We start from the raw sequence: 25,267 nt of genomic DNA, 5'->3' as shown, positions 1-25,267 counted from the left end.
ACGGATGGCAAGAAGCGTCGCGGCGAAGAAGAGCGTCAAGCCGGCAAAACCGCCTTACGTGCTCGACGAGCAGGTCGGCTTCATCCTGCGCCAAGTCTGGCAGCGTCACAGCTCGATCTTCTCCCGCGACATCGGCACCAATTTGACACCGACGCAATGGGCGGCGCTGTCGAAGCTCGCTGAGACAGGGCCGTGCTCGCAGAACCAGCTCGGTCGGTTGACGGCGATGGACGTCGCGACCATCAAGGGCGTGATCGACCGCCTGACCGCGCGCGGCCTCACCGAGACCAGCCAGGATCCCGAGGACGGCCGCCGCCTGCTGGTCAGCCTGACCCGCGCCGGACAGCAGCTTGCGGAGAAGCTCGCGCCGAATGCGCTGGCGATCACCCGCGAGACGCTGGCCCCGCTCGACGCCAAGGAGCGCGAGACGCTGATGGTGCTTCTCAATAAGCTGAGGTGATCTGCCCTGTCGTTCCGGGGCACGCGCATCGCGCGTGAACCCGGAATCCGGAGATTGTTGCGCGAGATTCCGGGTTCGCGCTCACGCGCGCCCCGGAATGACGGCAAGAGCCGTCACTTCGCCACCACCTCCGGCACTTTCCCCGCCGGCGGCGTATTGCGGCTGCGTTGCGTCCGCACGATGCCGTCGATGATGGTCATGCCGATGCCGGGGAGGTCGCCGAGCTGGACGCTCTCCAGGATGTTCTTGCCGGGCGAGTGCTGGGCCTTGTCCATGATGACGAGATCGGCGGAACGGCCGACTTCGATGAGGCCGCAATCGAGCTGGCGCATCCGCGCGGTGTTGCCGGTGGCAAGGCAGAACGCGATCTCGGCCGGCAATTCGCCGAGCGAGGACAGCATCGAGACCATGCGCAGAATGCCGAGCGGCTGCACGCCGGAGCCGGCGGGCGCATCAGTGCCGAGGATGACGCGGTGCAGGTCGCCCATCTCGCGCGCGGTGCGCAGTGTGAACAAAGCGGAGCGCTCATTGCCGTTGTGCACGAGTTCGAGGCCGCGCTTGCAGCCCTCGCAGATGCAGCGGATCTGGTCGTCGGGCAGGGCGGTGTGGCCGCCATTGATGTGGCCGACGACGTCGGTGTCGGCTTCCAGCACCACGTCCTTGTCGATCAGGCCGGAGCCGGGGATGGAGGGGCCGCCGGTGTGGATGGTGCTCTGGATGCCGTATTTGCGTGCCCAGCCGACCATCTTTCGAGCGGTGGGGCCGTCCTTGACGCCGCCAAGGCCGACTTCGCCGAGCAGCTTGACGCCGTTGGCGGCCATCTCCTTGAAGTCTTCTTCCACCATCTCGCATTCGATCACCGGCGCGCCGGCGTGAACCTTCACCCCGCCGGGACGCAAGGTCCAGAACGCGCGCTGGGCGAACACGGCCATGGCCTTGAGACCGACGACGTCGCGGGGGCGGCCGGGCATGTGGACTTCGCCGGCGGAGATCATGGTGGTGACGCCGCCATGGAGATAGCTGTCGATCCAGTTGATCTGGTTCTGGCGCGGCGTCCAGTCGCCCGCCACAGGGTGGACGTGGCTGTCGATCAGGCCCGGCGCCACCGTGGTGCCGTTGGCGTCGACGATGGTGGTGGCGCCTTCGACGTTGACGTCCTTGAAGCGGCCGATCGCGGTGATCTTGCCGTTCTCGGCGACGATGGTGTCGCCGTCCAGGATCGGCTTTTCCAGGGCGCCGGACAGGATCAGGCCGATGTTGCGGATCACCAGCTTCGAGGGTCCGGTGGCCTGGGGTGCGTCATGCGCCATGGAAGGGGCTCCTTATTCGTAACTGCAACGCTTCCGATCTTGGGCAGCCTTGACCGCCGGATCAAGTCGGATTATTCATTAGTATACGAATGATCGTGTACAAACGACGCATAGCTGACCGCCTCGGAACCGCACAGATGCGAAACGGAAGGGTGAGATGAGCAATTTCAATCAGGAAAGCGTTTTGAGCGTCCACCACTGGACCGACACGCTGTTCTCCTTCAAGACCACCCGCAGCCCGACCTTCCGCTTCCGCAACGGCGAGTTCACCATGATCGGGCTCAAGGTCGGCGAGAAGCCGCTGCTGCGGGCCTACAGCGTCGCCAGCGCCAACTACGAGGACACGCTGGAGTTCTTCTCGATCAAGGTGCCGGACGGCCCGCTGACCTCGCGTCTCCAGCATTTGAAGGAAGGCGACGAGATCATCGTCAGCCGCAAGGCCACCGGCACGCTCGTCATCGACAACCTGGAGGAGGGGCGCAACCTCTACCTCATCGGCACCGGCACCGGCCTTGCGCCATTCCTGAGCGTGATCAAGGACCCCGAGACGTACGAGCGGTTCGAGAAGGTCGTGCTGCTGCACGGCTGCCGCCACGTGAAGGAGCTGGCCTATGGCGAGATGATCACCGAGCACCTGCCGAAGGACGAACTGCTCGGCGAGTACATTCAGAACCAGCTGATCTACTACCCGACCGTGACCCGCGATCCCTTCCGCAACCGCGGCCGCATCACCGACCTCATCACGTCAGGAAAACTGTTCACCGATATCGGCCTGCCGGTGCTGGAAGCCGCCCACGACCGCGTCATGATCTGCGGCAGCCCGGCACTGGTTGCCGACACCCGCGTGCTCCTCGGCGAGCGCGGCTTCGTCGAGGGCAATCACGGCGAGCCGGCCCAGTTCGTAGTCGAAAAGGCCTTTGCCGAGCGCTAAATTTCTGCGCGAGAAGATCGTATTTTCGCCACCGCCGGGGCGTTGCGGCGCCGATTCGGCGCACGATACTATGTGGGACCGAATCAGCGGAGTTCCCACATGGTTGCGGACAGCGACAGCAACATCGCCTGGCACCGGGTGCAGTTGAAGAAGAATCGCGCCGAGTTGAAGGCGCTCGAGACCGCGCGCTTCACGATGGGCGAGATCGCCTCGTCCAAGCGGAACGGCCAGACGCAGAAGACGATTGCGGAACTCAAGCGCAAGATCGCGCAGTCCGAGCGCGCCATCGCCGACCACGACAAGCGCACGCGCCGTCCGCTTGGCACCGACCTGCAAAGCCTCAGCAATGGCAGCTGGAGCCATTGGGACTCCTATACCAACCAGCAGCAGCGCAAGACCGGCCAGCATTCGCCAGGGCGCGGATAGGGATCGTTTCTTCCGGGCGGTTCAGGCCCTTGCGCGCCGCCGCACGCACACCATCTGGTTGATGCGCCACCAACCATACCGGTGATCCCATGACGCCGCGCCTCGATTTCACCAGCGAGGCCTTCTTCCGCGATCCGCCCAAGGCGATCGCGGCATTGCGCGCATCCGGCCCGGTGGTCGCGACGCGCTTTCCCCTGGTCGGCGAGGTCTGGATCACGACCACGCATGACGCCACGGCAGAGGTCCTGAAGGACGGCGCGACTTTCACGCTGCGCAAGGAAGATGGCGACGTCGCGGGTCTGCGCTGGTGGATGCCGAGATATGTCAAGACCATCGCCAACAACATGCTGACGATGGACGAGCCGGACCACACGCGCCTGCGCAGCATCGTCGATGAAGCGTTTCGCCGCCGTGCGATCGTCGCGATGGAGCCGCGCATTCGCGCCATTGCCGACGGGCTCGCCGGCGAGCTGTTTGCCGGCGGCAGCCCCGCCGATCTTGTCCAGCGTTATGCCCGCCTGCTGCCGCTGTCGGTCATCTGCGAATTGCTGGGCCTGCCGAGCGCCGATCGTCCGAGGTTCATCGCCTGGGCGAATTCAATGTCGTCTCTGACGAATGTCCTCAGTTTCTTTCGGTTGCTGTTCGCGTTCCGCAAGATGCGAGGCTATCTCGAAGAGCAGTTGCAGATTGCGCGCGTGCAGGGCGGCGAAGGCCTGATCGCCGAGCTGGTCCAGGTCGAGCGCGAGGGCGGGCAGATCACGCCGGACGAAATGGTGTCGATGGTGTTCCTGCTGCTGGCTGCGGGTTCGGAGACCACGACGCATCTCATCAGCGGTTCGGTCTATGAACTTCTCAGGAATCCCGCCTTGCGCGACTGGCTGGAGCAAGACCGCAGCCGCATCGCTCTCGCCGTCGAGGAGTTCCTGCGTTTCGTTTCGCCGGTGCAATTCTCCAAGCCGCGCTATGTGCGACGGGACACCGTGCTCGAGGGCGTGCGGCTGAAGAAGGGCGATCGTGTCATGGTCATGCTTGCCGCGGCCAACATGGATCCGGCGGTGCACGATCAGCCGGAGCGGCTCGACCTCGCGCGCAAGCCGAACCGTCACATCTCGTTCGGGACGGGAATTCATTTCTGCCTCGGCCATCAGCTCGCGCGGATCGAGGCGGCGTGTGCGCTGGAGGCGCTCTTGGAACGATGGCCGAAACTTGGTCTGGCCATCGATCCCGCGCAGGTTCGCTGGCGCAGGCGCCCGGGCCTGCGCGCGATCGCGAAGCTTCCCGTCATCGCGGAAGATGGTGGAACGCAGGGGATCGCGTCAGCTGCCGGACGATCCGATCGTTCCCTCGCTGCGGCGGGCTGACGTCTGCGCTTCTTCGGAAAATCGTCGCTGGTTGCGATCAGCCAGGAACGGTCTGCCGTTCTTCCTGTTGTCAGCAAAGACCTCGGGAGCGGCGATGAGTTCCTTTCCGCTGACGACACGGCCGGCAAGGGCGGAGGCAGGTGAAGACGGGAGACCCAGCATGCAAGGCAAAAAGACCCATGAGCAGCAGGTACGCATTCTCGAGCGCAAGCCTGATTTCCCCGACGCACGGGAACTGGATCAGGCCCTGGCAGGCAACCCTAAGGATGCGGCCGCTCACCACGCGCGGGCGGAGGCACGACAGAGCGAATTTCCGGTGAGCCGGGGTGGTCCTAATCAGGAGAGCGACCACAACAAGCACAACAATCCCGGCCAGAGCGGTCACAAGCGGCCGAAGCCGATGCCGGCGCAACAGAAGCACTGAGCCTTCGCAAGATCACTGCAAAAGGAGAGAGCGATGCCAAGTGGGCATGGCAGCAAGACGCATTTCAGGTCCGGCATGCATGGCAAGGGCGACGGCACCGGCGCCATGACGGAGGTGCCCAAGGACAAGATCGGCGACAACATGGTGCTGTCCAACCGCGACAAGACGCAGCATTCCGACATTCGCGGCATGGACGGCAAGTCCATCCAGACCGAACAATATCAGGATCATGCGGCCAACCGGCTCGACGAGGAGCCGGGGACCGACGAGACCTGAGAAGGGTCCTCCCGACCAACTCGCGGACCGGTGTTCAGCCGGTCCGCTTTTTTGTCGGCGCAAGCTCGCGCTCCCAGCCGAATACGGAGCGACCGTCGAGATCGGGCGAGGCGGCACGTTCACCCGCGATGAACGACTCCACCGACGGTCCACGCGCGGTCCGCTCCAGCCGCCGCGCCTGGTCGTCGAGGCGCTTGATCGCCTGCATCTCTTCTTCACGCCCGAGCTTTGCGTTCTGGATCGCACCCTTCAGCACCCGGATGGTCTCGTCATAGACCTTGATCGGGACGGGATAGGGATGCCGGTCCTTGCCGCCATGGGCGAGCGAGAAACGAGCGGGGTCCGTGAAGCGATAGGGTGCGCCGTGCACGACTTCGGCGACCATCGCCAGCGAACGCACCGTGCGCGCGCCGACGCCGGGCGTCAGCAGCAGCTCCGGGAAGTCGACCGGGCCGCGCTCGGCCGCCGCAGCCAGCGTGCCGTGCAGGCGGCGTGCAAACACGTCCTTGGGCCTGACATCGTGATGATCAGGCATGATCAGATGTGGCAGCATGGCTTGCGCAGGTTCGGGTGCCGTCGCGGTGAGCCGCTCGAATTCGGAGACGATGCGATCAGGGCCGAGATCGGAGAGCAGCTCGAGCTGCGTGGTGCGCGAGACGTCGGCGCGGTGATCGGTGAGATTGACGATCTCACCCTGCTGCGGGCCGTCGATCGCGCTGTGCGGCGCGTCGACAAAGCTCTTCAGCGCCTCGGAATGCCAGTGATAGCGGCGGGCCTGGCGCTTGTCGCCGTTCATGCCCTGCTGCACCACCGTCCACTTGCCGTCGGCGGTGACGAAGAAGCCGTGAAGATAGAGATCGAAACCGTCCTGCACCGCGGCGCTGTCGACCTTGGCCACCAGGCGGCTGGCGCGCGTGAGCTTTACGCCATCGAAGCCGACGCGATCGCCGAGCTGCAACAGCTCGTCCGGCGTCTTGCGCGAATGCTGGCCGCGGCCGCCGCAGACATAGATGCCGAGCTCGTCCTGGAGCGGGCCGAGCCCGCGCTTCAGCGCGCCGATCACAGACGTGGTTATCCCTGAGGAATGCCAATCCATCCCCATCACGGCGCCGAACGACTGGAACCAGAATGGATGCGACAGACGCTGCAGGAATGCCTCGCGTCCATAATGATGAACGACCGCCTGCGTGACGATCGCGCCGAGCGTTGCCATGCGGCTCGCGAGCCACGGCGGAACCCGTCCGGTGTGGAGAGGAAGATCGGCGCTGCCGGTTCGTCTGGTCATGCGCGTGCAAGACTAGCGCGGTTCGACGGCGGTTGCATCAGGCAATGCTGCTAAGCGGCCCCGACAACGGCGGGGTCGCCTTGCACGTTCGATCGGGGGTGCCGCTTGCGCAGCTTGCGCCGGGCCCAGATCAGCAACCCGGTCGAGAGCAGCGTCAGAAGCGCAACCGAGGTGATGATATTGAGCGGCGAAGCGATCAGGGCCGACCAGTTTCCCTCGTGGATCAGGCGCGGCCAGTTGCGCGGCAGCGGGGTGACACCGCTTGAATTGACGGTGTAGGCGCGCAGTTCGCCGCCCTCATAGATTCGCGCCATCACGCGGCCGCCGCGCGTGCCGATCGAGATCACGTGGGTGAGGTCGTGCTGGTCTGCGACCATGCGAACGGCTTCCAGCAGGGCAATTGGACGTCCACCGCCGGCTGGCGCGGCTGCGTTCTGAAACGTCAGGCCGAACGCCATGCACAGGCCGGTCAGCGGGCTGAGCAGGATCAGCGGCAGCGTGAACCACGCGGTGCCCTTGTGCCATCCGGACAGCGTGTTGCGCAGCCGCGGCAGTCCCATGAACGCGCCGAGCACCATCAGCGTGACCATGGCGATGGTCGAACTCGTCACCAGCCACGCCTGGCCGAGCAACCGTTCATGGGTCATGCGGGCCCACAGCAGGAGATCGGAGAGGCTGGAGCCTGCCGCAGCGGGCGCGCCTGTTGCGAGATCGATCGCCGGGGTTCCGGCGCCTTGCAGCGTCATGCGCTGGCTCGCGGCAGTGAACGAAACGCCGCGCGCCTTGCCTTCCGGATCGTATCGTTTCGCCAGCTCGACGACGCGCCCTGCGTCGATAGCAGGACCGCTGATGCTACTGACTTGCACCAGCGGCTCGAAAGACAGGATCAGTCCGGTGACGATGATCGCGAGCAAGGGCAGGGCAAAGACCAGCGTGATCCAGCGATGCAGTGTCAACAGCAGGGGCTTGCTCATACTTGGTCTCCGACGATCCGCCGCTTTGGTTGCCCAGCGCGGCACGGAAGACAAATGACGCTTTGTCCATGTTGCCGCGTTGATTTGCAGCAAACGGAGTTGACGACGTTGGCGAATGCCAATCGTTTGCACCTTGGCGGAAATCGTCTGGCAATCCAGCGGTGCTGGCGACGACTTGAGATCTACTCGCGCTTGGTCTTGGTCGCGCCGCGCAGGCCCGCTTGCTGCTGGATCGTATCCAGCGCGCCGGAGGACTGCTCTTCCGTCACGAAGCGGTTGAGCAGGGGAAGCGCGTCCTCGCGCCCCCGGGGAATCGCGATCGCCATGTGCTCCAGCCCCCAATTGCCGTCGAGGATGCGCGCGCCCGGCATCTGGTCCGACATCTCGAACAGCGTCGGCTTGTTGGTTGCGTAGAGGTCGATCTCTCCGCTCCCGAACATGGCGATGGCGACCTTGACGCTTTCGGCGGGAACGATGGTCGCCGTCTTGAATTTCGCCGGCAGGGTGCGCTCGGACGTCGAGCCCTTGGTGACGCCGATCTTCACGCCGGGCCTGTCGATATCCTCGACCTCAGCGATCGGCGAATTCGCGGGAACGAGAAAGCCGAGCTCGATCGAGAGCACCGGTTGGCTGAAGCTGACCTCGCTGGCGCGCGCCGGCGTGGCATTGGTCACGGTGAAATCGACCTGGCCGTCGTGGATCGCGGTGACGATGTCGGCGACGCGCTGGAATTTGACATAGTCCACGGCGACGCCAAGCCGTTTGGCCAGCTCGCCGCCGAGATCGTAGGCGAGGCCGTGCGGCTTGCCGGCCGCATCTGACACCATCGAGGTCGGGCTGCCCGGATAGATGCCGACGCGCAAGGTGCCGCTCGGCGCGAGCAGCTTTGCTTCGCCATCGGCGCGCACCGGCGCACTGACGAGACTGATGATCGCGACCGCGAGCAGGGCGGTGCGCGCAAGGTACCCAGAGGTCCTCATCGGAAGAGCCTTACTGCGCGCGGATGTTGGCGGCCTTCAGCACCGGCTCCCACTTGGTCGCCTCGGCATGCATGTAGGCGTCAAAGTCCTTGGCGGAGGAGCCGACGGGGGCTGCGCCGATCTTGCCGAGCGTCGACAGCACGCTTGGGTCCTGCAGCGCGGCCTTGAGGTCGGTCTCGAGCTTCGCGACGATCTCCGGCGGCATCTTTGCCGGACCAAGCACCCCCCACCAGACCGAGACGTCGTAGCCGGGCACGCCGGCCTCAGCGATGGTCGGAACATCCGGCAGCGCCTTGGAGCGCTCGGCTGAGGTCACCGCGAGCGCGCGGACCGGGCCGCCCTCGAGCTGGCCGATCGCTTCTGCGAGCGGATTGATGCTGAGCGGAATCTCGCCGGCGATCACGGCGGTCAGCGCCGGTGCGCCGCCCTTGTAGGGGATCGCGACGATCTTGGTGCCGGACATGTATTTGAGCAATTCGCCGGCAAGATGCGCCGATGTGCCGTTGCCGGACATGCCGTAGGAGAGCTTGTCCGGCTCTTTCTTCGCGGCGGCGAGGAGATCGCCGAGCGTCTTGTAGGGGCTGTCCTTCGCCACCACGATCGCGAGCGGCGAGGAGGCGACCTCGGTGATCGCGGTGAAATCCCTAAACGTGTCGTAAGGCACGCTCGGATAGATGAACTGGTTGAGCGGGTGGCCGCTGGCGACCAGGATCAGCGTGTAGCCGTCAGGCGCGGCCTGCGCCAGCGTCTGCGAGGCGACAATGCCGCCGGCGCCGGGACGGTTGTCGATCACCGGCTGCTGGCCCCAGGTTTTGGCCAGTGCCTGGCCGAGCGTCCGCGCGAGCACGTCGACCGCGCCGCCGGCCGCATAGGGCACCAGGATGTGGACCGGCTTGCTCGGATAATTGTCGGCCTGCGCGGCGCTCGCTGCCAGCAGCATGCCTGCGCCGACCGCAAGCCGGCCGATCATTGTGTTCAAACCCAGCATTCCCAGCACTCCTTGCGGGCATTCCGTCCCCGACGGCGGTCTCTGCCGTTCCGGACGATGCCCATGGTTCTTGTTGACGAGACCTGATCTTTTGTACGATAGTACAAATCACATGGTACGCAAGCCCACCAGCAAGGAATCGGCCCGCAAGCCGAACATGCGCGAGGCGATCCTCGCCGCGGCCGAGGAGCTGTTCGCCACCAACGGCTTCAATGCCGTCTCGGTGCGCGACATCGCGCAGGCCGCCGGGGCCAATCCCGGCAGCGTCACCTATCATTTCAAGACCAAGGACGGCCTGCTGCTGGAGATCTACCGGCGCCATTGCGGGCCGATGAATTTGCGCCGCTCCGAGTTGCTCGCCGCCGCAAAGCGCGTGCGCGATCTCCAGGACCGGCTGGAGGCGATCGTGCGCGCCTATGTCGTGCCGGCCTTCACCTCGGGCAGCGATCTCGCGGGCGGCGGGGCGCGCTTCACGCGGCTGCGTGCGGTGATGTCGGCGGAAGGCAACGAGGTCGCGCGAAAGATCATCGCGCAGACCTTCGATGACACCAGCCACGCCTTCATCGACGCGATCCACGAGAGCCTGCCCCACATTCCGCGCACCGACATCGTCTGGCGCAGCCATTTCCTGCTCGGCGCGCTCTATTACTCGCTGGTGACGCCGGATCGCGTCTCGCGCCTGTCGCGCGGCGAGGCCGACGGCAGCGATGCCGCGGGCGCCATCGAACAGCTGGTGCAGGCCACCGTCGCCGCGTTCCAGGCACCGGCGCTTGATCAGGCCGCACCGACACGGCGGCGGCCGGTCGTCAGCAGCAAGACTTGAAAGAAACCGCCTGAGGGGAGGCGCGTAACGGCGCTTCCGCTCGCAAGCGGGCCATGTGACAGGGTGTTTTGGGAAATGAACAGGCGGGAGTGCTTGCATCTCTTGACCGGATTGGCCGGTGCCGCACTTGCGAGCGAAGCGCGCGCGCAAGGAGCCGAATCCCAGACGATCCCGACGATCACGCCGCCGGATCCCAATCCCAAGACACCGTCCTTCAAGCTGCCGGCGAAATCCTGCGATACCCATACGCATATCTTCGGGCCTGCGGCCCGTTATCCCTTCGCCGAGAAGCGTCCCTACAACACCGCCGATGCGCCGCTGGAGACGTTCCGCAGCGTCCACGAGAAGATTGGTGTCGAGCGCTGCGTGATCGTCAACGCCACGGTGCACGGCACGGACAACCGGGTCGTCACCGATGCCATCGCCCAGAGCGAGGGCGCCTACAAGGGCATTGCCAACGTCAGCGACGAGATGACGGAGAAGGAGCTGTCGGCGCTCGACAAGGGCGGCATCTGCGGCTGTCGCTTCGCCTTCCTCAAGCGTCTCGGCGGCGTCGGCGACATGAACAAGTTCCAGCGCATCGTGCATCGCGTCGCCGAGCTCGGCTGGCACATCGACGTCTATTTCGAGCCCGGCACGATCGCCGAATTCGCACCCATCCTGACTGCGCTGCCGACGCCCTATGTGATCGATCACATGGGGACGGCGCAGGCCGGGAAGGGGCTGGGTGATCCCGGCTTCACCGCGCTGCTCGATCTCCAGAAAAAGGACGAGAAGTGCTGGGTCAAGATCACGGGCCTTGAGCGCGCTTCCAGCACCGGCAAGCCGTTCCATGACGCGGTGCCGTTCGCGAAGGCGCTGATCGACAATGCGCCCGATCGTGTGCTCTGGGGCACCGACTGGCCGCATCCCAATGTCAAGGTCATGCCCAATGACGGCGAGATCGTCGACCTGATCCCGCTCTTCGCGCCCGATGCCAAGGTCCAGCACAAGCTGCTGGTCGACAATCCGGCACGCCTCTTCAAGTTCTCCTGATGACAATGATGTACACGCCAACCATTCCGCCGCCCGATCCGAACACGCGCACGCCGAAGTTCAGGCTGCCAAGACTGTCCTGCGACGCGCATTGCCACATCTTTGGGCCCGGCTCGAAATATCCTTACGCGCCCGATCGGTCCTACACGCCGCCTGACGCGCCGCTGGAGCACTTTCGCGCGCTGCATGCCAAGCTCGGTGTGGAGCGCGCGGTCATCGTCAATGCCAGCGTGCACGGCACCGACAACACGGTCGCGCTCGATGCCATCGCTGAGAGCAATGGCGCCTATCGTGCGGTCGCCAATATCGACGACACCATCACCGAGCGTGAGCTCCGTGTGCTGCACGAGGGCGGCTTCCGCGGCTGCCGCTTCAACTTCGTCCGCCATCTCGGCGGCGTGCCCGACAAGCGCGTGTTCGATCGCATCGTCGCGATGGTCACGCCGCTCGGCTGGCACATCGATCTGCATTTCGATGCGATCGACCTGCCGGAATATGCCGACATGCTGACCAGGCTGCCGCTGAGCTACACCATCGACCATATGGGCCGGGTGAAAGCCTCCGAGGGGCTCGATCAGCTTCCGTTCAAGATCCTGATCGAGCTGATGCAGCGCGACGAGAAGTGCTGGGTGAAGATCTGCGGCTCGGAACGGGTGTCCTCGGCCGGTCCGCCATTCACGGATGCGGTGCCGTTCGCGCGAAAGATCGTCGAGACCGCGCCCGATCGCGTCATCTGGGGCACCGACTGGCCGCATCCCAACGTCAAGGTGATGCCGAATGACGGCGACCTCGTCGATCTGATCCCGCTGTTTGCGCCGGAGCCGGAGTTCCAGCAAAAGATCCTGGTCGACAATCCCGCGCGCTTGTTCGAGTTCGACCGATGACGACGATGGCGATCGACAAGCCGCGCGGCCGCGCCTGGTGGAAGGAGCTCTGGATCCAGGTGCTCATCGCCATGGCGGCCGGCATCGCGCTTGGGATCGTAAGCCCCGAGGCGGGCGCCAAGATGCAACCGCTTGGCGATGCCTTCATCAAGGCGATCCGGATGCTGATCGCGCCGATCATCTTCTGCACCGTCGTGCACGGCATCGCGCACATGGCCGACATGGCGCGGGTGGGGCGCGTCGCGGTGAAGGCGATCGTCTATTTCGAGATCATGACCACGATTGCGCTGATCATCGGGCTCATCGCCGTGAACCTGATGAGGCCCGGCGTCGGCATGAACATCGATCCCGCCAGTATCAATGCCAGTGCGATCGAACCTTACGTCAAGCAGACCGGGGCGATCGGCTTCGTGCCGTTCCTGATGAACATCGTGCCTGCTACCTTCGTCGGCGCCTTTGCGGAAGGAAACATCCTCCAGGTCCTGTTCATCTCCGTGCTGTGCGGCTTCGCGCTGGTGCAACTCGGCGAGAGGGCCGCGCCGCTGGTCCATCTGATCGACATCGCCGCCAAGATGGTGTTTGCGGTGGTCGGCTTCGTGATGTGGGCGGCGCCGATCGGCGCGTTCGGTGCGATTGCGTTCACGGTGGGCAAGTTCGGCGTCGGCTCGCTGGCTTCGCTCGGCAAGCTGCTCGGCGGCTTCTATCTGACCTGCCTGGTCTTCATCGTCGTAGCGCTCGGGCCGGTCGCGCGACTCTGCGGCTTCTCTCTGCTCAAGCTGATCCGTTACATCTGGGAAGAGCTGCTGATCTGCATCGCAACGACCTCGTCGGAGACGGTGCTGCCACGGATGCTGACCAAGCTGGAAAAGGCCGGCTGCGAGAAGAGCGTGGTCGGGCTGGTGATCCCGACCGGCTATTCGTTCAATCTCGACGGCACCTGCCTCTATCTCGCTGCCGCCTCGGTGTTCCTGGCGCAGGCGACCAATACGCCGTTCGGGCTCGCCGAGCAGATCGAGCTGCTCTTGATCCTGCTCGTGACCTCCAAGGGCGCGGCGGGAATCGCGGGCGCCGCCTTCGTCGTGCTGGCGGCGACGCTGTCGGCGACCGGCACCATTCCGGTGACGAGCGTGGCGCTGGTGCTCGGCATCCACCGCCTGATGTCGCAGGGACTGACGCCGACCAACCTGATCGGGAACGCGGTCGCGACGATCGCGGTTGCCAAATGGGAAGGCGCGCTGGACGGCGAGCGCTTGCGCCGCGTGCTCGACGGCGAGGAACCCGCGGTCGCTGCCGCCTGAAATGAACCTGCTGCCGGCATGACGCGGGCGGCCTATGATGTTTAGAGAGGGGAGCATTTCCCATGAAAACAGGTCTCGTAGTTACCGCCCATCCGGGCGATTTCGTCTGGCGCGCCGGCGGCGCCATCGCGCTGCATGCGAAGAAGGGCTATCGCATGAAGATCGTGTGCATGTCCTTCGGCGAGCGCGGCGAGAGCCAGTTCGCATGGAAGGAGAAGGGCGCGACGCTGGAATCGGTCAAGGCCGGCCGCAAGGACGAGGCGGAGCGGGCGGCCAAGCTGCTCGGTGCCGAGATCGAGTTCTTCGATTGCGGCGACTATCCGCTGAAGCTGACAGAAGCGCATTTCGACCGCATGGTCGACATCTACCGCGAGCTCAATCCGAGCTTCGTGCTGACGCATGCGCTGGAAGACCCCTATAATTTCGACCATCCGAACGCCGCGCATTTCGCGCAGGAAACCCGCGTGGTCGCGCAGGCCATGGGCCACAAGCCCGGCGCGCAGTACAAATATTCGGCCCCGCCGGTGTTCCTGTTCGAGCCGCACCAGCCCGAGCAGTGCAATTACAAGCCGGACACGATCCTCAAGATCGACGAGGTCTGGAAGGAGAAGTACGAGGCGTTCCAGATCCTTGCCGCACAGAAGCACCTCTGGGGTTATTACGAGCGCGTCGCGCTCAACCGCGGCATCCAGGGCAGCCGCAACACCGGCGTGCCCATGACCTATGGCGAGGCCTATCAGCGCCTGTTCCCGACGGTTGCGGAGGAACTGGCATGAAGCCCGTCGTCGTTCGCAACATCAAGCGCGCCGATCCCGCCGGCATGGCGGAGTACGGCGTCTCCACGGTGCACGAGGCTTATGGCCGCATCGGCCTGATGAAGCCTTATCTGCGTCCGGTCTGGGCGGGCGCGTCGATTGCCGGCCCCGCCGTCACCGTGCTGGCGCAGCCCGGCGACAACTGGATGATCCATGTCGCCGTCGAGCAATGCAGGAAGGGCGACATCCTCGTCGTCGGTTGCACCACGGACAATACAGACGGCATGTTCGGCGAGCTGCTCGCCACCTCGCTCCAGGCGCGCGGCGTGCAGGGGCTGATCATCGATGCCGGCTGCCGCGACGTCAAAGCGCTGCACGAGATGAACTTTCCGGTGTGGTCCCGCGCGGTCTCGGCCAAGGGCACGGTCAAGGCTACGCTCGGCTCGGTCAACGTTCCCGTGGTCTGCGCCGGCGTGAATGTCGATCCCGGCGACATCGTCGTCGCCGATGACGATGGCGTCGTCGTGGTGCCGAAACGCTATGCGGCCGAGGTCGCCGAGAAGGCGAAGAAGCGCAACGCGGATGAAGGCGGCAAGCGCAAGCGGTTGGCCTCGGGCGAGCTCGGCCTCGACATGTATAGCATGCGCGAGGCCTTGGCGAAGGCCGGCCTCGTCTATGTCGACAATCCCGAGGACGTCTGAAGCGAACACAAGCGGAGCGGGCGGATGGATCGTCTCAAGCTGAAGGCCGTGCTCGGCAGCCACCCTCACGTCCAGGCGGTGAAGAGCGGCGCGCTCCGCTCTGACCTTTTCGACCTCGACTTCATCGAGTACACGCCGACCAACACCGCGTTCAAGCCGATGGTGCGCGAGCAGGCGTTCGACGTCTGCGAGATGGCGATCGTCACCTACCTGATGGCGAAGGCGCACGGCAAGCCGTTGGTGCTGCTGCCGGCGACCATGATGGGCCGCTTCCAGCATGCCTATGCGCTGTACAATCCCGCCCAGGGTGCGCTCGGCCCGTCCGATCTCCAAGGCAAGCGCGTCGGCATCCGCTCCTTCACGACCACGACGGGCGCCTGGATCAGGGGCATCCTCGCCAACGACTACGGCGTCAATCTCGACAAGATCCGCTGGGTCACGTTCGAGGATCCGCACGTCGCCGAATATGTCGACACCACCGAGCGCGCGCCGAAGGACAAGAAGATTCTCCAGATGCTGCTCGACGGCGAACTCGATGCCGTCCTTGGCGAGACCTCGGACGATCCGAAACTGAAACCGCTGTTCCCCGATCCGGCCGCGGAGGCGGCGAAGTGGTACGCGCGGCGCGGTGTCGTGCCGGTCAACCATCTCGTGGTCGTGACCGAGCAACTCGCGAAATCGCGCCCCGACGTAGTCACGGGCGTCTATGATCTGCTCAAGCGGAACAAGGCGCAGGCGGGGCCTGCGGCGTCGCCCGACCTCGTTCCGTTCGGGATCGAGGCCAACAGGAAGCCGTTGGAGCTGATCATCGACTACGCATTCCAGCAGGCGCTGATCCCGCGCCGCTATGCGGTCGAAGAATTGTTCGACGCGACGACGCGAGGATTGAACTGATGGCGGGTGATCCCAGGCGCTGGCAGGTCGGGCTGGTCGGTTATGGTGAGGTCGGCCGTATCCTGGCCGAGGATTTGCGTCAGCAGGACATCAAGGTCTCAGCCTATGACATCAAGCTCGGCGGCGAGCAGGGCGCACCGCTGCACGAGCACGCGGCGAAGTTCGGCGTGACGCTCGCTGCCTCTCATGCCGAGCTGACCGCGAAATCCGATTTCATCATTTCTGCCGTCACGGCGAGCCAGGCCGTGCCGGTCGCAAAGGCCTGCGCGGCCGCGATCAACCAGGGCACCTGGTTCCTCGATTTCAACTCGGCCTCGCCCGGCGCCAAGCAGCGCGCCGCGGCACTGATCGAGGGCGCTGATGGCCGCTATGTCGAGGGCGCGGTGATGACATCGGTGCCGCCGTATCGCATCAAGGTGCCGCTGCTGCTCGGCGGGCCCGGCGCGAGGGAGCTTGAGCCGCTGCTGAACGCGATCGGCTTTGCGGCGAAGGTTGCCAGCGACAAGCTCGGTGTCTCCTCCGCGGTGAAGATGTGCCGCAGCATCATGATCAAGGGACTCGAGGCCATGGTCATCGAGAGTTTTACGACCGCGCGCGCCTATGGCGTCGAAGATGCGGTGCTGGCGTCACTCACCGAGACATTCCCCGCCATCGACTGGGAAAAGCAGGGCGCCTATTTCTTCCAGCGCGTGATCGAGCACGGACGCCGCCGTGCCGAAGAGGTACGCGAGGTCGCCGAGACCGTGCGCGAGGCGGGACTGACGCCGTGGTCGGCGCAAGGCACGGCGGAACGGCAGGCCTGGGTCGCTGATCTCGCCGATGAGGGGCTGTTCGGACCGAAGGGGACCAAGGAGTTTGCCCGCAGCGCGGACTGGCGCACCGAAGCGGACCGGATCCTGGCGAAGATCAACCGCGCGAAATAGGGCGGCGCCGGTTCAGGATTTCGCTGCGCAACAGCCCGTGAGCTCGTCGCGGACGCGCTCGATCAGATCGATCAGGCTCCTGGTTTCGCGGACGACCTGGTCCTTGCCGCGCTCGGTCCGGAACTCGGCGAGGATCATGCGCATGCACTTGTCGGCGGTCTCTAGCGTCCACAGCATGCGGGCCATCTCGTCCTCGGTGCGGATCGCCGAGATGTCGAGGCCCGACAGGACTTCGCCGATGCCGTTCAGCCGCTTGATGGCGGTCTCGGCGGGCGTCCCGGCCCGAATGGAATGAGAGTCGATGCTGCTGAATGCGCTGAACACGTCCATGCTTCCCCGTTGAATACAGAATCAGTGCGGTCTTGCCATGACCGGCACCGCGGGACTTGCAATGCGCGCACCTATCGGGGAATCGGAGCGAATCTACTATCCGGGAGAGTACCGGATTCGGAATTTTGGAACCGTGAGCGGTAACATCGGACGGTAATCCGGCGCGCTGCAATGCAGATATGCGTTGGCGGCCGTTCACGGACCGGGGCGGAACAGCGTGGCCCGCTGCCGCGCAAAGGTTTGGCGGCCACCTTTAAAGCCCATCATCACGTCAGGCAGCTCGGCGATGGCGAATCGGCTGTCCCTGGTATCGAGCACGATGAGATCGGCGGGATTGCCGATTTTGATGCCGTAGTCACCGAGGTTCATCAGCCGCGCCGGCAGTTCGGTCACGAGATCGAGGCAGGTGTCGAAGTCGCTGACCGAGGCGTGCGCGACATTGGCGTAGAAGTTGGCCATCCGCAGCAGCGAGGCATCGCCGAACGGCGTGAAGGGATTGAGCACGTTGTTGGTCGCGACCGAGCACAGCACGCCGTCGGCCGCAAGCTTGTGGGCGAGCGTCAACCCGCGCGGCGCATTGTGGGTGGCCTCGCGCCCCATCAGGTAGAGATCGGTCGCGGGCAGAACGGTGACGGCAACGCCGGCCTTTGCCAGTTGCGCGGTGGCGGCTTTCATCCGGTCCGGTGGCAATGCCGAGAGCTTGGTGGCATGGCCGATCGCCACGCGTCCCCCGTAATTGCGCCGCTCGGTCTGGCGGCAGACCTCGTCGAGATGCCACCAGGAGGGATCGAGATCGAAATCGAGATGGAGGTCGACGTCGACGTCGAATTCCTCAGCAAGGTCGAAGATGCGGGCCAGATGGGCGTTCGGGTCGGTGTCCATGTAGGGACAGCCGCCGATGACCTCGCCGCCGTCGCGCAGCGCCTGGATCAGCAGTTCTTCGGCTCCGGGATCATTGGTCAGGCCTTCCTGCGGGAAGACGCAGAGTTCCAGATCGATCGCCCACGCATGGTCGCGCTTCAGCGACTTGACCGCTTCGAAGCCGCGCAAGCCGATGCGCGGATCGATCTCGACATGCGTGCGCATCCGCGTCGTGCCGTGCACGATGGCGCGTTCGAGCACCTTTGCGCCGCGTGCGTAGACGTCCTCGACCGTGAAATCCTTCTTCATCCCGGCAACGGCACGGATGGCCTCCGAGACGCTGCCGTGATCGTGCCCGCAGCGGCCGAGCAGGCAGGCCTTGTCGAGATGGATGTGGGTGTCGACGAAGCCGGGCAGGGCGAGGTGGCCACCGACATCGACCTCGGCGGCCTCGCAGGCGAGCTTTGGCGCGATCACGGCGATGCGGCCGCCCTTCACGCCGATATCGACGGCTGCGGCGGATGAGCGCAACAGCACGTTGCGGAAGATCAGGTCGAAGGCGGCTTGGGTGGTCATGGCGTCGGATTCAGGTGTGGCAGCCTAGCGGAAGCCGAGGGAGCGGGCAGCTCCAGATTGTGTGCAATCGAGTCACTGGATTGTTCAAAAAATGTGCATGCACTTTGAGGCCTGAATTGTAGAATGCCCGCACTCCGGAGAACCCCGCGATGTCCGCTCCCGCCAAAGCCGAACACCCGATGACCGACGCCGAGATTGTGGAGGCTTACCTGACGGCCTCGATGATACCCGATCCCGACGCCGCGGCGGCCTACATGAAGCCAGGCACGGTGATCACGTTCACCGGCGGGCGCGAGTTCGATCATCCGCGCGGCCCGACCGGCTTCAACGCCAGGCGCTATCGCTGGGTCAAGAAGAAGATGGACCGGTTCGACGTCTGTCCGGGCGCGGACGAGACCGTCGTCTACAGCGTCGGCACGCTCTATGGCGAATGGATGGACGGCACGCCGTTCGAGGGCAATCGTTACGTCGATCGCTTCGTCGTCAAGGGCGGGCAGATCGTGAAGATGGACGTCTGGAACGACAGCGCCGAGCGCATCCTCGTTCAGCGCGGAATTGTAGCTTAACCGCGCCTCGCGACCTTCGGCAGCTTGACCACGCGATTGCTCGTCACCTCGTCGGCATAGGGCGCGAGGATATCGAGGAGATCGCGGCCGCGCTGCGGTGTGGGGGCCACCAGCGCGCGATTGGCCACGGAATCCAGGTGATGATGCATCAAGTCCATCACCTTGGCCTCGTCGCCCTTGGCGAGCGCTGAAATGATGGCGCGGTGCTCGTTGATGGCGCATTCGGTGGAATGCGGCCGGCTGTAGAGCGACAGCGTCAGGCAGCAGCGATAGGCCACCTCGCTGACATAGCGCACCAGGATCGGGCTGTTCGTCATGTGCGCGAGCAGGATGTGGAATTCGGTCGCTAGCCGGATCGAGACCGCATCCGTGCCGCCGCGGGCGCGATCCTCGGCGTCGACATGGGCATTCAGCTCGGCGATCTGCGCCTTGGTCAGCTTGCCCGCGAGCTGGCGCACGACGAGGCGTTCGAGTTCGATGCGGATGTCAAAGGCATCGCGCGCCTCCTGCCAGCTCGGCGTTGCCACCACCGCGATCCGGTTGCGGCGGAGCTCGACGAGGCCCTCCGCGGCGAGCTGCCCCAGCGCGTGGCGGGCAATGGTGCGGCTGACGCCGAAGCGTTCGCCGAGCGCATCCTCCGGCAGCTTGGCGCCGGGCTCGAGCGCCTGCTCGATGATGGCACGCCGGAGCGCGCGGCAGATCACGCTGACCTTGTCCGACGATTCAGAAGTCTTGCTGCTCGCGCGCGCCGCCATCGGCGAATCCCATAGGAGGTGACACCACTCCTTAGCACAGGCTCGCGCCAATTCCGCGCTCCAATTGCATGCAGTTTGGGGTCCGGACTGCCTAAATCGAATCCGGCCATTGGGCGCGGGATTTCGCCAGGCCGTTGATTTTACGGGCGGTGAGGGCTGGCATCCAGCTTGCATGCACTTTTGCTGTGATGCGCATGCAACCCAACGCCCAGTTTGACGGCCAGCCCGTTCCGGAAGGCGCTGCCGCGACCGCCATCGAGCTGTCCGAGGCCTCCGTGACCTTCGGACGCGACGACCGCGCCGTGCCCGCACTGTCGAAGACCAGCTTGAGGATCGCCGACGGCGAGTTTGTCGCACTGGTCGGCCCGTCCGGATGCGGCAAATCGACCATTCTGCGTCTCGTCAGCGGCCTGGTGCAGCCGACCAGCGGCGTCGTCATCGTCGGCGGCCGCGAGGTCGCGGCGCGGGCGATGCGGGTCGGCATGGCGTTCCAGAACCCGACCATGCTGCCGTGGATGACGATCGAGCGGAACATCATGCTGCCGCTGAAGATCGTCGAGCCGTTCCGCTCGAACTTCCGCAGGCTGCGCAAGACCGAATTCCGCGACAAGGCCAACGCGCTGCTGGAGCAGGTCGGCCTCAAGGGATTTGGCAGCCGTTATCCCTGGCAGCTCTCCGGCGGCATGCTTCAGCGCGCCAATCTCTGCCGCGCGCTGATCCACGAGCCGCGCATGCTGCTGCTGGACGAGCCCTTCGGCGCGCTCGACCAGTTCACCCGCGAGGAACTGTGGGCGATCCTCCAGAACCTCTGGATGACGCACAAGCCGACCGTGCTGCTGGTCACCCACGATCTGCGCGAGGCCGGCTTCCTTGCCAGCCGCATCTGCGTGATGAGCGCGCGTCCCGGCCGCATCCTCGACGACAGCCGCGTCGAGTTCGCACGGCCGCGCACGGTTGCGATGACCTTCGAGCCGGATTTCGTCGCGCTGAACCAGAAGCTGCGCGCTTTCATCGAGGATGCGCGCAGCGCGGCTGAGCAGGGGGCAGGCTGATGTTCGGGATCGATATCAGGCAGAAGGCGTGGTCGGCGGGGCTGATCGTGCTGTTCTTCGTCGCCTGGGAATTGTTCTGTCTGATGACGGGCATGTCCGACCTGGTGCTGCCGCGGCCCTCGCAGGTTTTTGTGACCTTGTTTCAGCGCTTCCCGGTGCTGTGGCCGCATATCGTGCAGACGCTCGCCACCACCATGTTCGGCTTCGTACTCGGCGTTGCGCTCGGCGTCGCCCTCGGCGCGATCATCGGTGTCTCGAAGACGGCTTATGACACCTGCTATCCGCTGCTGATCGGCTTCTCCTCGATCCCCAAGGTCGCGGTGGTGCCGATCTTCGTGCTGTGGTTCGGCTCCGGCACCGTGCCGGCGGTGCTGACCGCGCTGTCGATCTGCTTCTTCCCGATCGTCGTCAACATCGCGACGGGCTTAGCTACCACCGAGCCCGAGCTCGAGGACGTCTTGAAGGCGCTCGGCGCCAGCAAGCTCGACATCCTCTGGAATGTCGGCCTGCCCAGGACCATGCCGTTCTTCTTCGCGTCGCTGAAGGTCGCGATCTCCTACGCCTTCGTCGGCGCGGTGCTGTCGGAGACCGTCGCCTCCAACCGCGGCATCGGCAACGTCATGATGACCGCATCCTCCAATTTCAACGTGCCGCTGGTGTTCGCCGGCCTGTTCGTGCTCGCCGGGCTCGGCGTCGCGCTCTACGTCGTGTTCTCGCTGATCGAAGGGCAGGTCACCGGCTGGGCCACGCGCAAGAACGACGTGATCGCCACCTGATTTTCCAAACCGTCACGCAACGAAGCTGAGGAGGTCTCGATGTTGAGAAAAGTAACTGCCGCGCTGCTGGGATTGGCGCTGTCCGCGGGCGCCGCCATCGCCGAGGAAACCACGATCAAGTTCACGCTGGGCTGGAAGACTCAAGGCAGCGACGCCGCGTTCTTCTACGCCAAGGACAACGGGTTTTTCAAAGAAGAAGGCCTCAACGTCGTCATCGACCAGGGCGAGGGCTCCGGCGCCACCGTCACGCGTGTCATGTCCGGCGCCTATGATGCCGGTTTCGGCGACGTCAACGCCATCATCCAGAACGCTTCCACCAAGCCGCAGGAGGCGCCCGTCATGGTCTACATGATGTGGAACCAGCCGCCGTTCGCGATCGTCGCCAAGAAGACCAGCGGCATCAACACCATCAAGGATTTCGAAGGTCATACCCTTGGCGGTGCGCAGGGTACGCCGACGACGCGCCTTCTGCCGGTATTCACACGCAAGAACGGGCTCGACGGCGAGAAGATCAAGATCTCCAACATGGCGCCGAACCTCCAGGAGCCGATGCTGATCAAGGGCGACATCGATGCAGCCCTCGTCTTCAACATCACCAGCTATTTCAACCTGGTGCTGAACCGCCAGGACCCGGACAAGGATTTCAAATGGTTCTCGTTCGGTGAGTACGGCCTCGATCTCTATTCCAACGGCGTGATGGTCTCCCGCAAGCTTATGGCGTCAAACCCGAAGGCCGTCGCGGGCCTGGTGCGTGCCATCAACAAGGGCGCAATCGCGGTCGCCAAGGACCAGAATGCCGGCATGAAGGCGGCGCTGAACTACGACAACCTGATCAATGCCGATGTCGAGAAGCGTCGGCTGCAATATTCCTTCGAGAAGCTGATCGTCTCGCCGGAGATGAAGGAGATCGGCATCGGTGACATCAAGGACGAGCGCATGACCCGCGCCATCGGCATCGTGGTCGAGGGCTATCAGCTTGCCCGCGCCCCGACGCCGGCAGAGGTGTTCTCGCGCGAATTCTTGCCGCCGCGCGCGGAGCGGGAGCTGGTGTATACTGCCAACTAAATTTGGAGAAACGGTCATGGCCACGGAGATTTCGGCAACCAGCCTGTTCCGTGGCCCCGACCGCGCCGTCAGCGACAATGTCGTGCTGCGGCACGATGGCGGCGTCATCACCGATATCTCGGAAGGAGCGGGGCCGGGGCCTCGCTCTTTCGTCATTCCGGCGTTCGTCAACGCCCACGACCACGCCCGCGCCACAGCCTCGTCCTTCGGTGCGGTCGGCATGCCCCTGGAAAGCTGGATCCTGCGCACCGCGCTCGGCACGCCCGTCGATCCCTACCTCGCTGCGGCCTCTGCCTTGGCCCGTTCGGCCAGGGCCGGCTGCGCGGCCATGATGGTGCACTACACGCGCCCGAGCGGGACGATGCCGCTGGTCGACGAGGCCAACGCCATCGCGAAGGCTGCGTCCGACGTCGGTATCCGGATTGCCTTTGCGCTTGCGGTGCGCGACCAGAATCCGGTCGTCTACGGCGATGCCGAGCCGGTGCTCTCGGGACTATCGGGCGACGACCGCAAGACCATCGAAGATCTCTTCGTCCGCGCGCCGATGCCGCCCAAAGCGTATATCGAGCTGACCGATGCCATTGCCGCGGCCATCGCCGGACCGATGGTCGACGTGCAGCTCGGGCCTGCCGGCGTGCAATGGTGCTCGAAGCCGCTGCTCGAGGCCGTGGCGGAGAACTCCGCGCGGACCGGCCGCCGCATCCACATGCATCTCCTGGAAACCGTGTACCAGCGCGCCTGGGCCGATCAGAATTTTCCGGACATGGTGCGCTGGCTGCGCGATGTGGGCTTCCTCTCGGAACGGCTGACGCTGGCGCATTGCATCCACGCCCGTCCCGACGAGCTCGAGATGATCGCGGCCTCCGGCGCGCGCATCGTCACCAATTTCAGCTCGAACATGCATCTGCGCTCCGGGCTCGCGCCGATCGCCGCCGCGCACAAATGCGGCTGCGCCATCGCCGTCGGCGTCGACGGGCTGGCGCTTGACGAGGACGACGACATTTTGCGCGAGATGCGGCTGGTGCAGTTGGCCCATGGCGGTCTCGGCTTCAAGGCGACATGGACGCCGGCCGAAATGTTTTCGCTCGCCATCTGCAACGGACGCCGCGCCACCGGCGCGCCCGGCAACGGCGAGCTCGCTGCCGGCAACCCGGCCGACTACGTCGTGATTGATCTCGACCGACTCGACCGCGACAAGATCATGCCGGTCGATCCCATGGCGCTGCTGTTTGCGCGCGGAAACGCGTCCCTGGTGAAGGAGGTCGTCGTCGCCGGCAAGACGGTCGCGCGGGACGGGGTCTGCGTGGGCATCGACCTGCCGGCCATCGAGCGGGAGTTGCGGGACATGTACCGCGCCAATGTCGGCAAGCTCGAAAGCTTCCAGCTTATGTGGCGGCCCCTGTCGGATCGGCTAAGCGGCTGGTTCGAGCAGCAGCTGACCTGTCAATGAGGCGCCGGTCCTCGACCGGATGTATATAAAAAGGCGATAGCTGGTAAACCCTGCCTCGTCTGGCGCCCGTTGCATCTATGCGCTATCAGCTCCGCGATTGCGTCTCGACACCAGTCGATGACCCCCTTGAGGAGCCCTCCGATGCGTCTTCCCACCATTCTTTTGGCCGTGACATGTCTTGCCGGCGCAGCTTCAGCCGAAGACCTCACCGGCACGCTTCAGAAGGTGAAGGAGACCAGGAAGATCACGCTGGGCTATCAGGAAGCCTCGGTCCCGTTCAGCTATCTCGACGGCAACCAGAAGCCGGTCGGCTTCGCCATGGACATCTGCCTCAGGATCGTCGATGCCGTGAAGAGGCAGCTCAACATGCCCGACATTTCCGTCGAGACTCTCGCGGTGACGTCGTCGAACCGCATCCCGCTGATGGTGAACGGCACGCTCGACCTGCATTGCTCGGCGACCACCAACAACGCCGACCGCCAGAAGCAGGTCGCCTTCACCAACACGCATTTCCTCAGCGCGACGCGGTTCGCGGCCAGGAAGGCCGCGAACATCAAAACCATCGACGATCTCAAGGGCAAGGCGGTCACGGCGGTGGCCGGCTCGGTCAACCTGACGCAGCTCGCCAAGGTCAACACCGAGCGCAATCTCGGCATCAACATCATGCCGGCCAAGGACCAGGCCGAGGCCTTCCTGTTGCTGGAGACCGACCGGGCCCAAGCCTACGCGCTCGACGACGTCCAGCTCGCCGTCGCGATCGCGCGCTCGAAGGAGCCGCAAGCGTTCATGATCAGCGAGGAGACGTTCTCCAAGCCCGAGCCCTACGGCATCATGCTGCGGAGGGAGGACGCGCCGTTCAAGGCGCTCGCCGATCGCGCTACCGCAGAGCTCTATGCGAGTCCGGAGATCGAGGTGCTCTACCGGAAGTGGCTGGAATCGCCGACTCCGCCGAACGGTCTCAACTACAACGTCCCGATGTCGCCTGCCTTGCGCAACGCTTTCAAGAAGCCGAGCTCGAGCGCCGATCCTGATATCTACGTGGTGAACTGAGGCGAGGGCGCTCGCGCGCGGCGTGTCGCTCCGGCGGCACGCCGGCGTTCGGGAACTC

At 64.9% G+C, this 25,267-nt stretch carries 28 protein-coding genes; 20 read left to right on the top strand and 8 right to left on the bottom strand.

The annotated features are described in order from the left end of the window. Positions 1-4: 4 nt before the first annotated feature. Complete coding sequence (locus tag JQ592_RS13220; protein ID WP_211403283.1) at positions 5-460, top strand: MarR family winged helix-turn-helix transcriptional regulator; 456 nt, start codon at positions 5-7, stop codon at positions 458-460. A gap of 113 nt (positions 461-573) precedes the next feature. Here JQ592_RS13220 and JQ592_RS13215 read toward each other — a convergent pair whose 3' ends face one another. Next, the gene (locus tag JQ592_RS13215; RefSeq protein WP_211403282.1) at positions 574-1,770 is read right to left on the bottom strand and encodes an amidohydrolase family protein; all 1,197 of its coding nucleotides are present in this window, start codon (positions 1,768-1,770) and stop codon (positions 574-576) included. 157 nt (positions 1,771-1,927) lie between these two features. Here JQ592_RS13215 and JQ592_RS13210 point away from each other — a divergent pair, with 157 nt between their 5' ends. From JQ592_RS13210 to JQ592_RS13190, 5 genes are all read left to right on the top strand, one after another. Next, positions 1,928-2,701, top strand: a complete 774-nt coding sequence (locus JQ592_RS13210; protein ID WP_211403281.1) for a ferredoxin--NADP reductase — start codon at positions 1,928-1,930, stop codon at positions 2,699-2,701. Between the two features lie 99 nt (positions 2,702-2,800). Further along, a complete protein-coding gene (locus JQ592_RS13205; protein ID WP_211403280.1) occupies positions 2,801-3,127 on the top strand; it encodes a hypothetical protein in 327 nt (108 codons plus the stop codon). Between the two features lie 89 nt (positions 3,128-3,216). Continuing rightward, on the top strand, positions 3,217-4,488 hold the full coding sequence (locus JQ592_RS13200) for a cytochrome P450 (RefSeq protein ID WP_211403279.1): 1,272 nt from the start codon (positions 3,217-3,219) through the stop codon (positions 4,486-4,488). 160 nt (positions 4,489-4,648) lie between these two features. Continuing rightward, entirely contained in the window at positions 4,649-4,912 is a 264-nt protein-coding gene (locus JQ592_RS13195) for a hypothetical protein (RefSeq protein WP_211403278.1), read from the top strand. A 33-nt stretch (positions 4,913-4,945) separates the two neighbouring features. Next, a complete protein-coding gene (locus JQ592_RS13190; protein ID WP_211403277.1) occupies positions 4,946-5,188 on the top strand; it encodes a hypothetical protein in 243 nt (80 codons plus the stop codon). Between the two features lie 34 nt (positions 5,189-5,222). Here JQ592_RS13190 and JQ592_RS13185 read toward each other — a convergent pair whose 3' ends face one another. From JQ592_RS13185 to JQ592_RS13170, 4 genes are all read right to left on the bottom strand, one after another. After that, positions 5,223-6,473, bottom strand: a complete 1,251-nt coding sequence (locus JQ592_RS13185; RefSeq protein WP_211403276.1) for a DUF763 domain-containing protein — start codon at positions 6,471-6,473, stop codon at positions 5,223-5,225. A gap of 50 nt (positions 6,474-6,523) precedes the next feature. Beyond that, complete coding sequence (locus tag JQ592_RS13180; protein WP_211403275.1) at positions 6,524-7,447, bottom strand: PepSY-associated TM helix domain-containing protein; 924 nt, start codon at positions 7,445-7,447, stop codon at positions 6,524-6,526. A gap of 182 nt (positions 7,448-7,629) precedes the next feature. Next, positions 7,630-8,427, bottom strand: coding sequence for an ABC transporter substrate-binding protein (locus JQ592_RS13175; protein ID WP_211403274.1), 798 nt, complete (start codon positions 8,425-8,427; stop codon positions 7,630-7,632). A 10-nt stretch (positions 8,428-8,437) separates the two neighbouring features. Further along, complete coding sequence (locus JQ592_RS13170) at positions 8,438-9,415, bottom strand: tripartite tricarboxylate transporter substrate binding protein (protein ID WP_211403273.1); 978 nt, start codon at positions 9,413-9,415, stop codon at positions 8,438-8,440. 112 nt (positions 9,416-9,527) lie between these two features. On the opposite strand from JQ592_RS13170, the gene JQ592_RS13165 reads away from it, so the two are divergent. The 8 genes from JQ592_RS13165 to JQ592_RS13130 all read left to right on the top strand — a co-directional run bounded on the left by JQ592_RS13165 (position 9,528) and on the right by JQ592_RS13130 (position 16,728). Continuing rightward, positions 9,528-10,238 (top strand): TetR/AcrR family transcriptional regulator, encoded by a 711-nt coding sequence (locus tag JQ592_RS13165; protein ID WP_211403272.1) that lies wholly within the window; start codon positions 9,528-9,530, stop codon positions 10,236-10,238. Between the two features lie 75 nt (positions 10,239-10,313). Continuing rightward, positions 10,314-11,273 (top strand): amidohydrolase family protein, encoded by a 960-nt coding sequence (locus tag JQ592_RS13160; RefSeq protein ID WP_211403271.1) that lies wholly within the window; start codon positions 10,314-10,316, stop codon positions 11,271-11,273. Continuing rightward, the gene (locus tag JQ592_RS13155) at positions 11,273-12,157 is read left to right on the top strand and encodes an amidohydrolase family protein (RefSeq protein ID WP_211403270.1); all 885 of its coding nucleotides are present in this window, start codon (positions 11,273-11,275) and stop codon (positions 12,155-12,157) included. Before JQ592_RS13160 ends, JQ592_RS13155 begins: the two co-directional genes overlap by 1 nt. Further along, complete coding sequence (gene dctA / locus JQ592_RS13150) at positions 12,154-13,455, top strand: C4-dicarboxylate transporter DctA (RefSeq protein WP_211403269.1); 1,302 nt, start codon at positions 12,154-12,156, stop codon at positions 13,453-13,455. Before JQ592_RS13155 ends, dctA begins: the two co-directional genes overlap by 4 nt. A gap of 62 nt (positions 13,456-13,517) precedes the next feature. Next, on the top strand, positions 13,518-14,231 hold the full coding sequence (locus tag JQ592_RS13145; protein ID WP_211403268.1) for a PIG-L deacetylase family protein: 714 nt from the start codon (positions 13,518-13,520) through the stop codon (positions 14,229-14,231). Beyond that, complete coding sequence (locus tag JQ592_RS13140) at positions 14,228-14,911, top strand: 4-carboxy-4-hydroxy-2-oxoadipate aldolase/oxaloacetate decarboxylase (protein ID WP_211403267.1); 684 nt, start codon at positions 14,228-14,230, stop codon at positions 14,909-14,911. Before JQ592_RS13145 ends, JQ592_RS13140 begins: the two co-directional genes overlap by 4 nt. 24 nt (positions 14,912-14,935) lie before the next feature. Further along, on the top strand, positions 14,936-15,805 hold the full coding sequence (locus tag JQ592_RS13135; protein WP_211403266.1) for a hypothetical protein: 870 nt from the start codon (positions 14,936-14,938) through the stop codon (positions 15,803-15,805). After that, positions 15,805-16,728 carry a DUF1932 domain-containing protein gene (locus JQ592_RS13130; protein WP_211403265.1) on the top strand — a complete coding sequence of 308 codons (924 nt, stop codon included), beginning with the start codon at positions 15,805-15,807 and terminating at the stop codon, positions 16,726-16,728. The genes JQ592_RS13135 and JQ592_RS13130 overlap by 1 nt, the downstream gene beginning before the upstream one ends. A gap of 12 nt (positions 16,729-16,740) precedes the next feature. On the opposite strand, the gene JQ592_RS13125 is transcribed toward JQ592_RS13130, so the two are convergent. Next, positions 16,741-17,052: a hypothetical protein gene (locus JQ592_RS13125; RefSeq protein ID WP_349630460.1), complete on the bottom strand. Its 312-nt coding sequence runs from the start codon at positions 17,050-17,052 to the stop codon at positions 16,741-16,743. A gap of 201 nt (positions 17,053-17,253) precedes the next feature. Beyond that, positions 17,254-18,495 (bottom strand): amidohydrolase family protein, encoded by a 1,242-nt coding sequence (locus tag JQ592_RS13120; protein WP_211403263.1) that lies wholly within the window; start codon positions 18,493-18,495, stop codon positions 17,254-17,256. Between the two features lie 149 nt (positions 18,496-18,644). Between JQ592_RS13120 and JQ592_RS13115 the strand changes: the two genes are divergently transcribed. Further along, positions 18,645-19,061, top strand: a complete 417-nt coding sequence (locus tag JQ592_RS13115) for a nuclear transport factor 2 family protein (protein ID WP_211403262.1) — start codon at positions 18,645-18,647, stop codon at positions 19,059-19,061. Here the strand turns inward: JQ592_RS13115 and JQ592_RS13110 are convergent. Further along, positions 19,058-19,816 (bottom strand): GntR family transcriptional regulator, encoded by a 759-nt coding sequence (locus JQ592_RS13110; protein ID WP_211403261.1) that lies wholly within the window; start codon positions 19,814-19,816, stop codon positions 19,058-19,060. The two genes, JQ592_RS13115 and JQ592_RS13110, sit on opposite strands and share 4 nt — an antisense overlap. 194 nt (positions 19,817-20,010) lie before the next feature. Here JQ592_RS13110 and JQ592_RS13105 point away from each other — a divergent pair, with 194 nt between their 5' ends. The 5 genes from JQ592_RS13105 to JQ592_RS13085 all read left to right on the top strand — a co-directional run bounded on the left by JQ592_RS13105 (position 20,011) and on the right by JQ592_RS13085 (position 25,209). After that, entirely contained in the window at positions 20,011-20,868 is an 858-nt protein-coding gene (locus JQ592_RS13105) for an ABC transporter ATP-binding protein (protein WP_246820382.1), read from the top strand. Then, positions 20,868-21,644: an ABC transporter permease gene (locus JQ592_RS13100; protein ID WP_183247207.1), complete on the top strand. Its 777-nt coding sequence runs from the start codon at positions 20,868-20,870 to the stop codon at positions 21,642-21,644. Before JQ592_RS13105 ends, JQ592_RS13100 begins: the two co-directional genes overlap by 1 nt. A 39-nt stretch (positions 21,645-21,683) precedes the next feature. After that, positions 21,684-22,709 (top strand): ABC transporter substrate-binding protein, encoded by a 1,026-nt coding sequence (locus tag JQ592_RS13095; protein WP_211403259.1) that lies wholly within the window; start codon positions 21,684-21,686, stop codon positions 22,707-22,709. A gap of 16 nt (positions 22,710-22,725) precedes the next feature. After that, complete coding sequence (locus JQ592_RS13090) at positions 22,726-24,159, top strand: amidohydrolase family protein (RefSeq protein WP_211403258.1); 1,434 nt, start codon at positions 22,726-22,728, stop codon at positions 24,157-24,159. Between the two features lie 141 nt (positions 24,160-24,300). Then, positions 24,301-25,209 carry an amino acid ABC transporter substrate-binding protein gene (locus tag JQ592_RS13085; RefSeq protein WP_211403257.1) on the top strand — a complete coding sequence of 303 codons (909 nt, stop codon included), beginning with the start codon at positions 24,301-24,303 and terminating at the stop codon, positions 25,207-25,209. Positions 25,210-25,267 lie beyond the last annotated feature (58 nt).

The organism is Bradyrhizobium iriomotense (assembly GCF_018129405.1).
GTDB lineage: Bacteria > Pseudomonadota > Alphaproteobacteria > Rhizobiales > Xanthobacteraceae > Bradyrhizobium > Bradyrhizobium iriomotense_B.
Note: the sequence above shows the minus strand (reverse complement) of the source record. Positions and strands in the feature narration are given on the sequence as shown.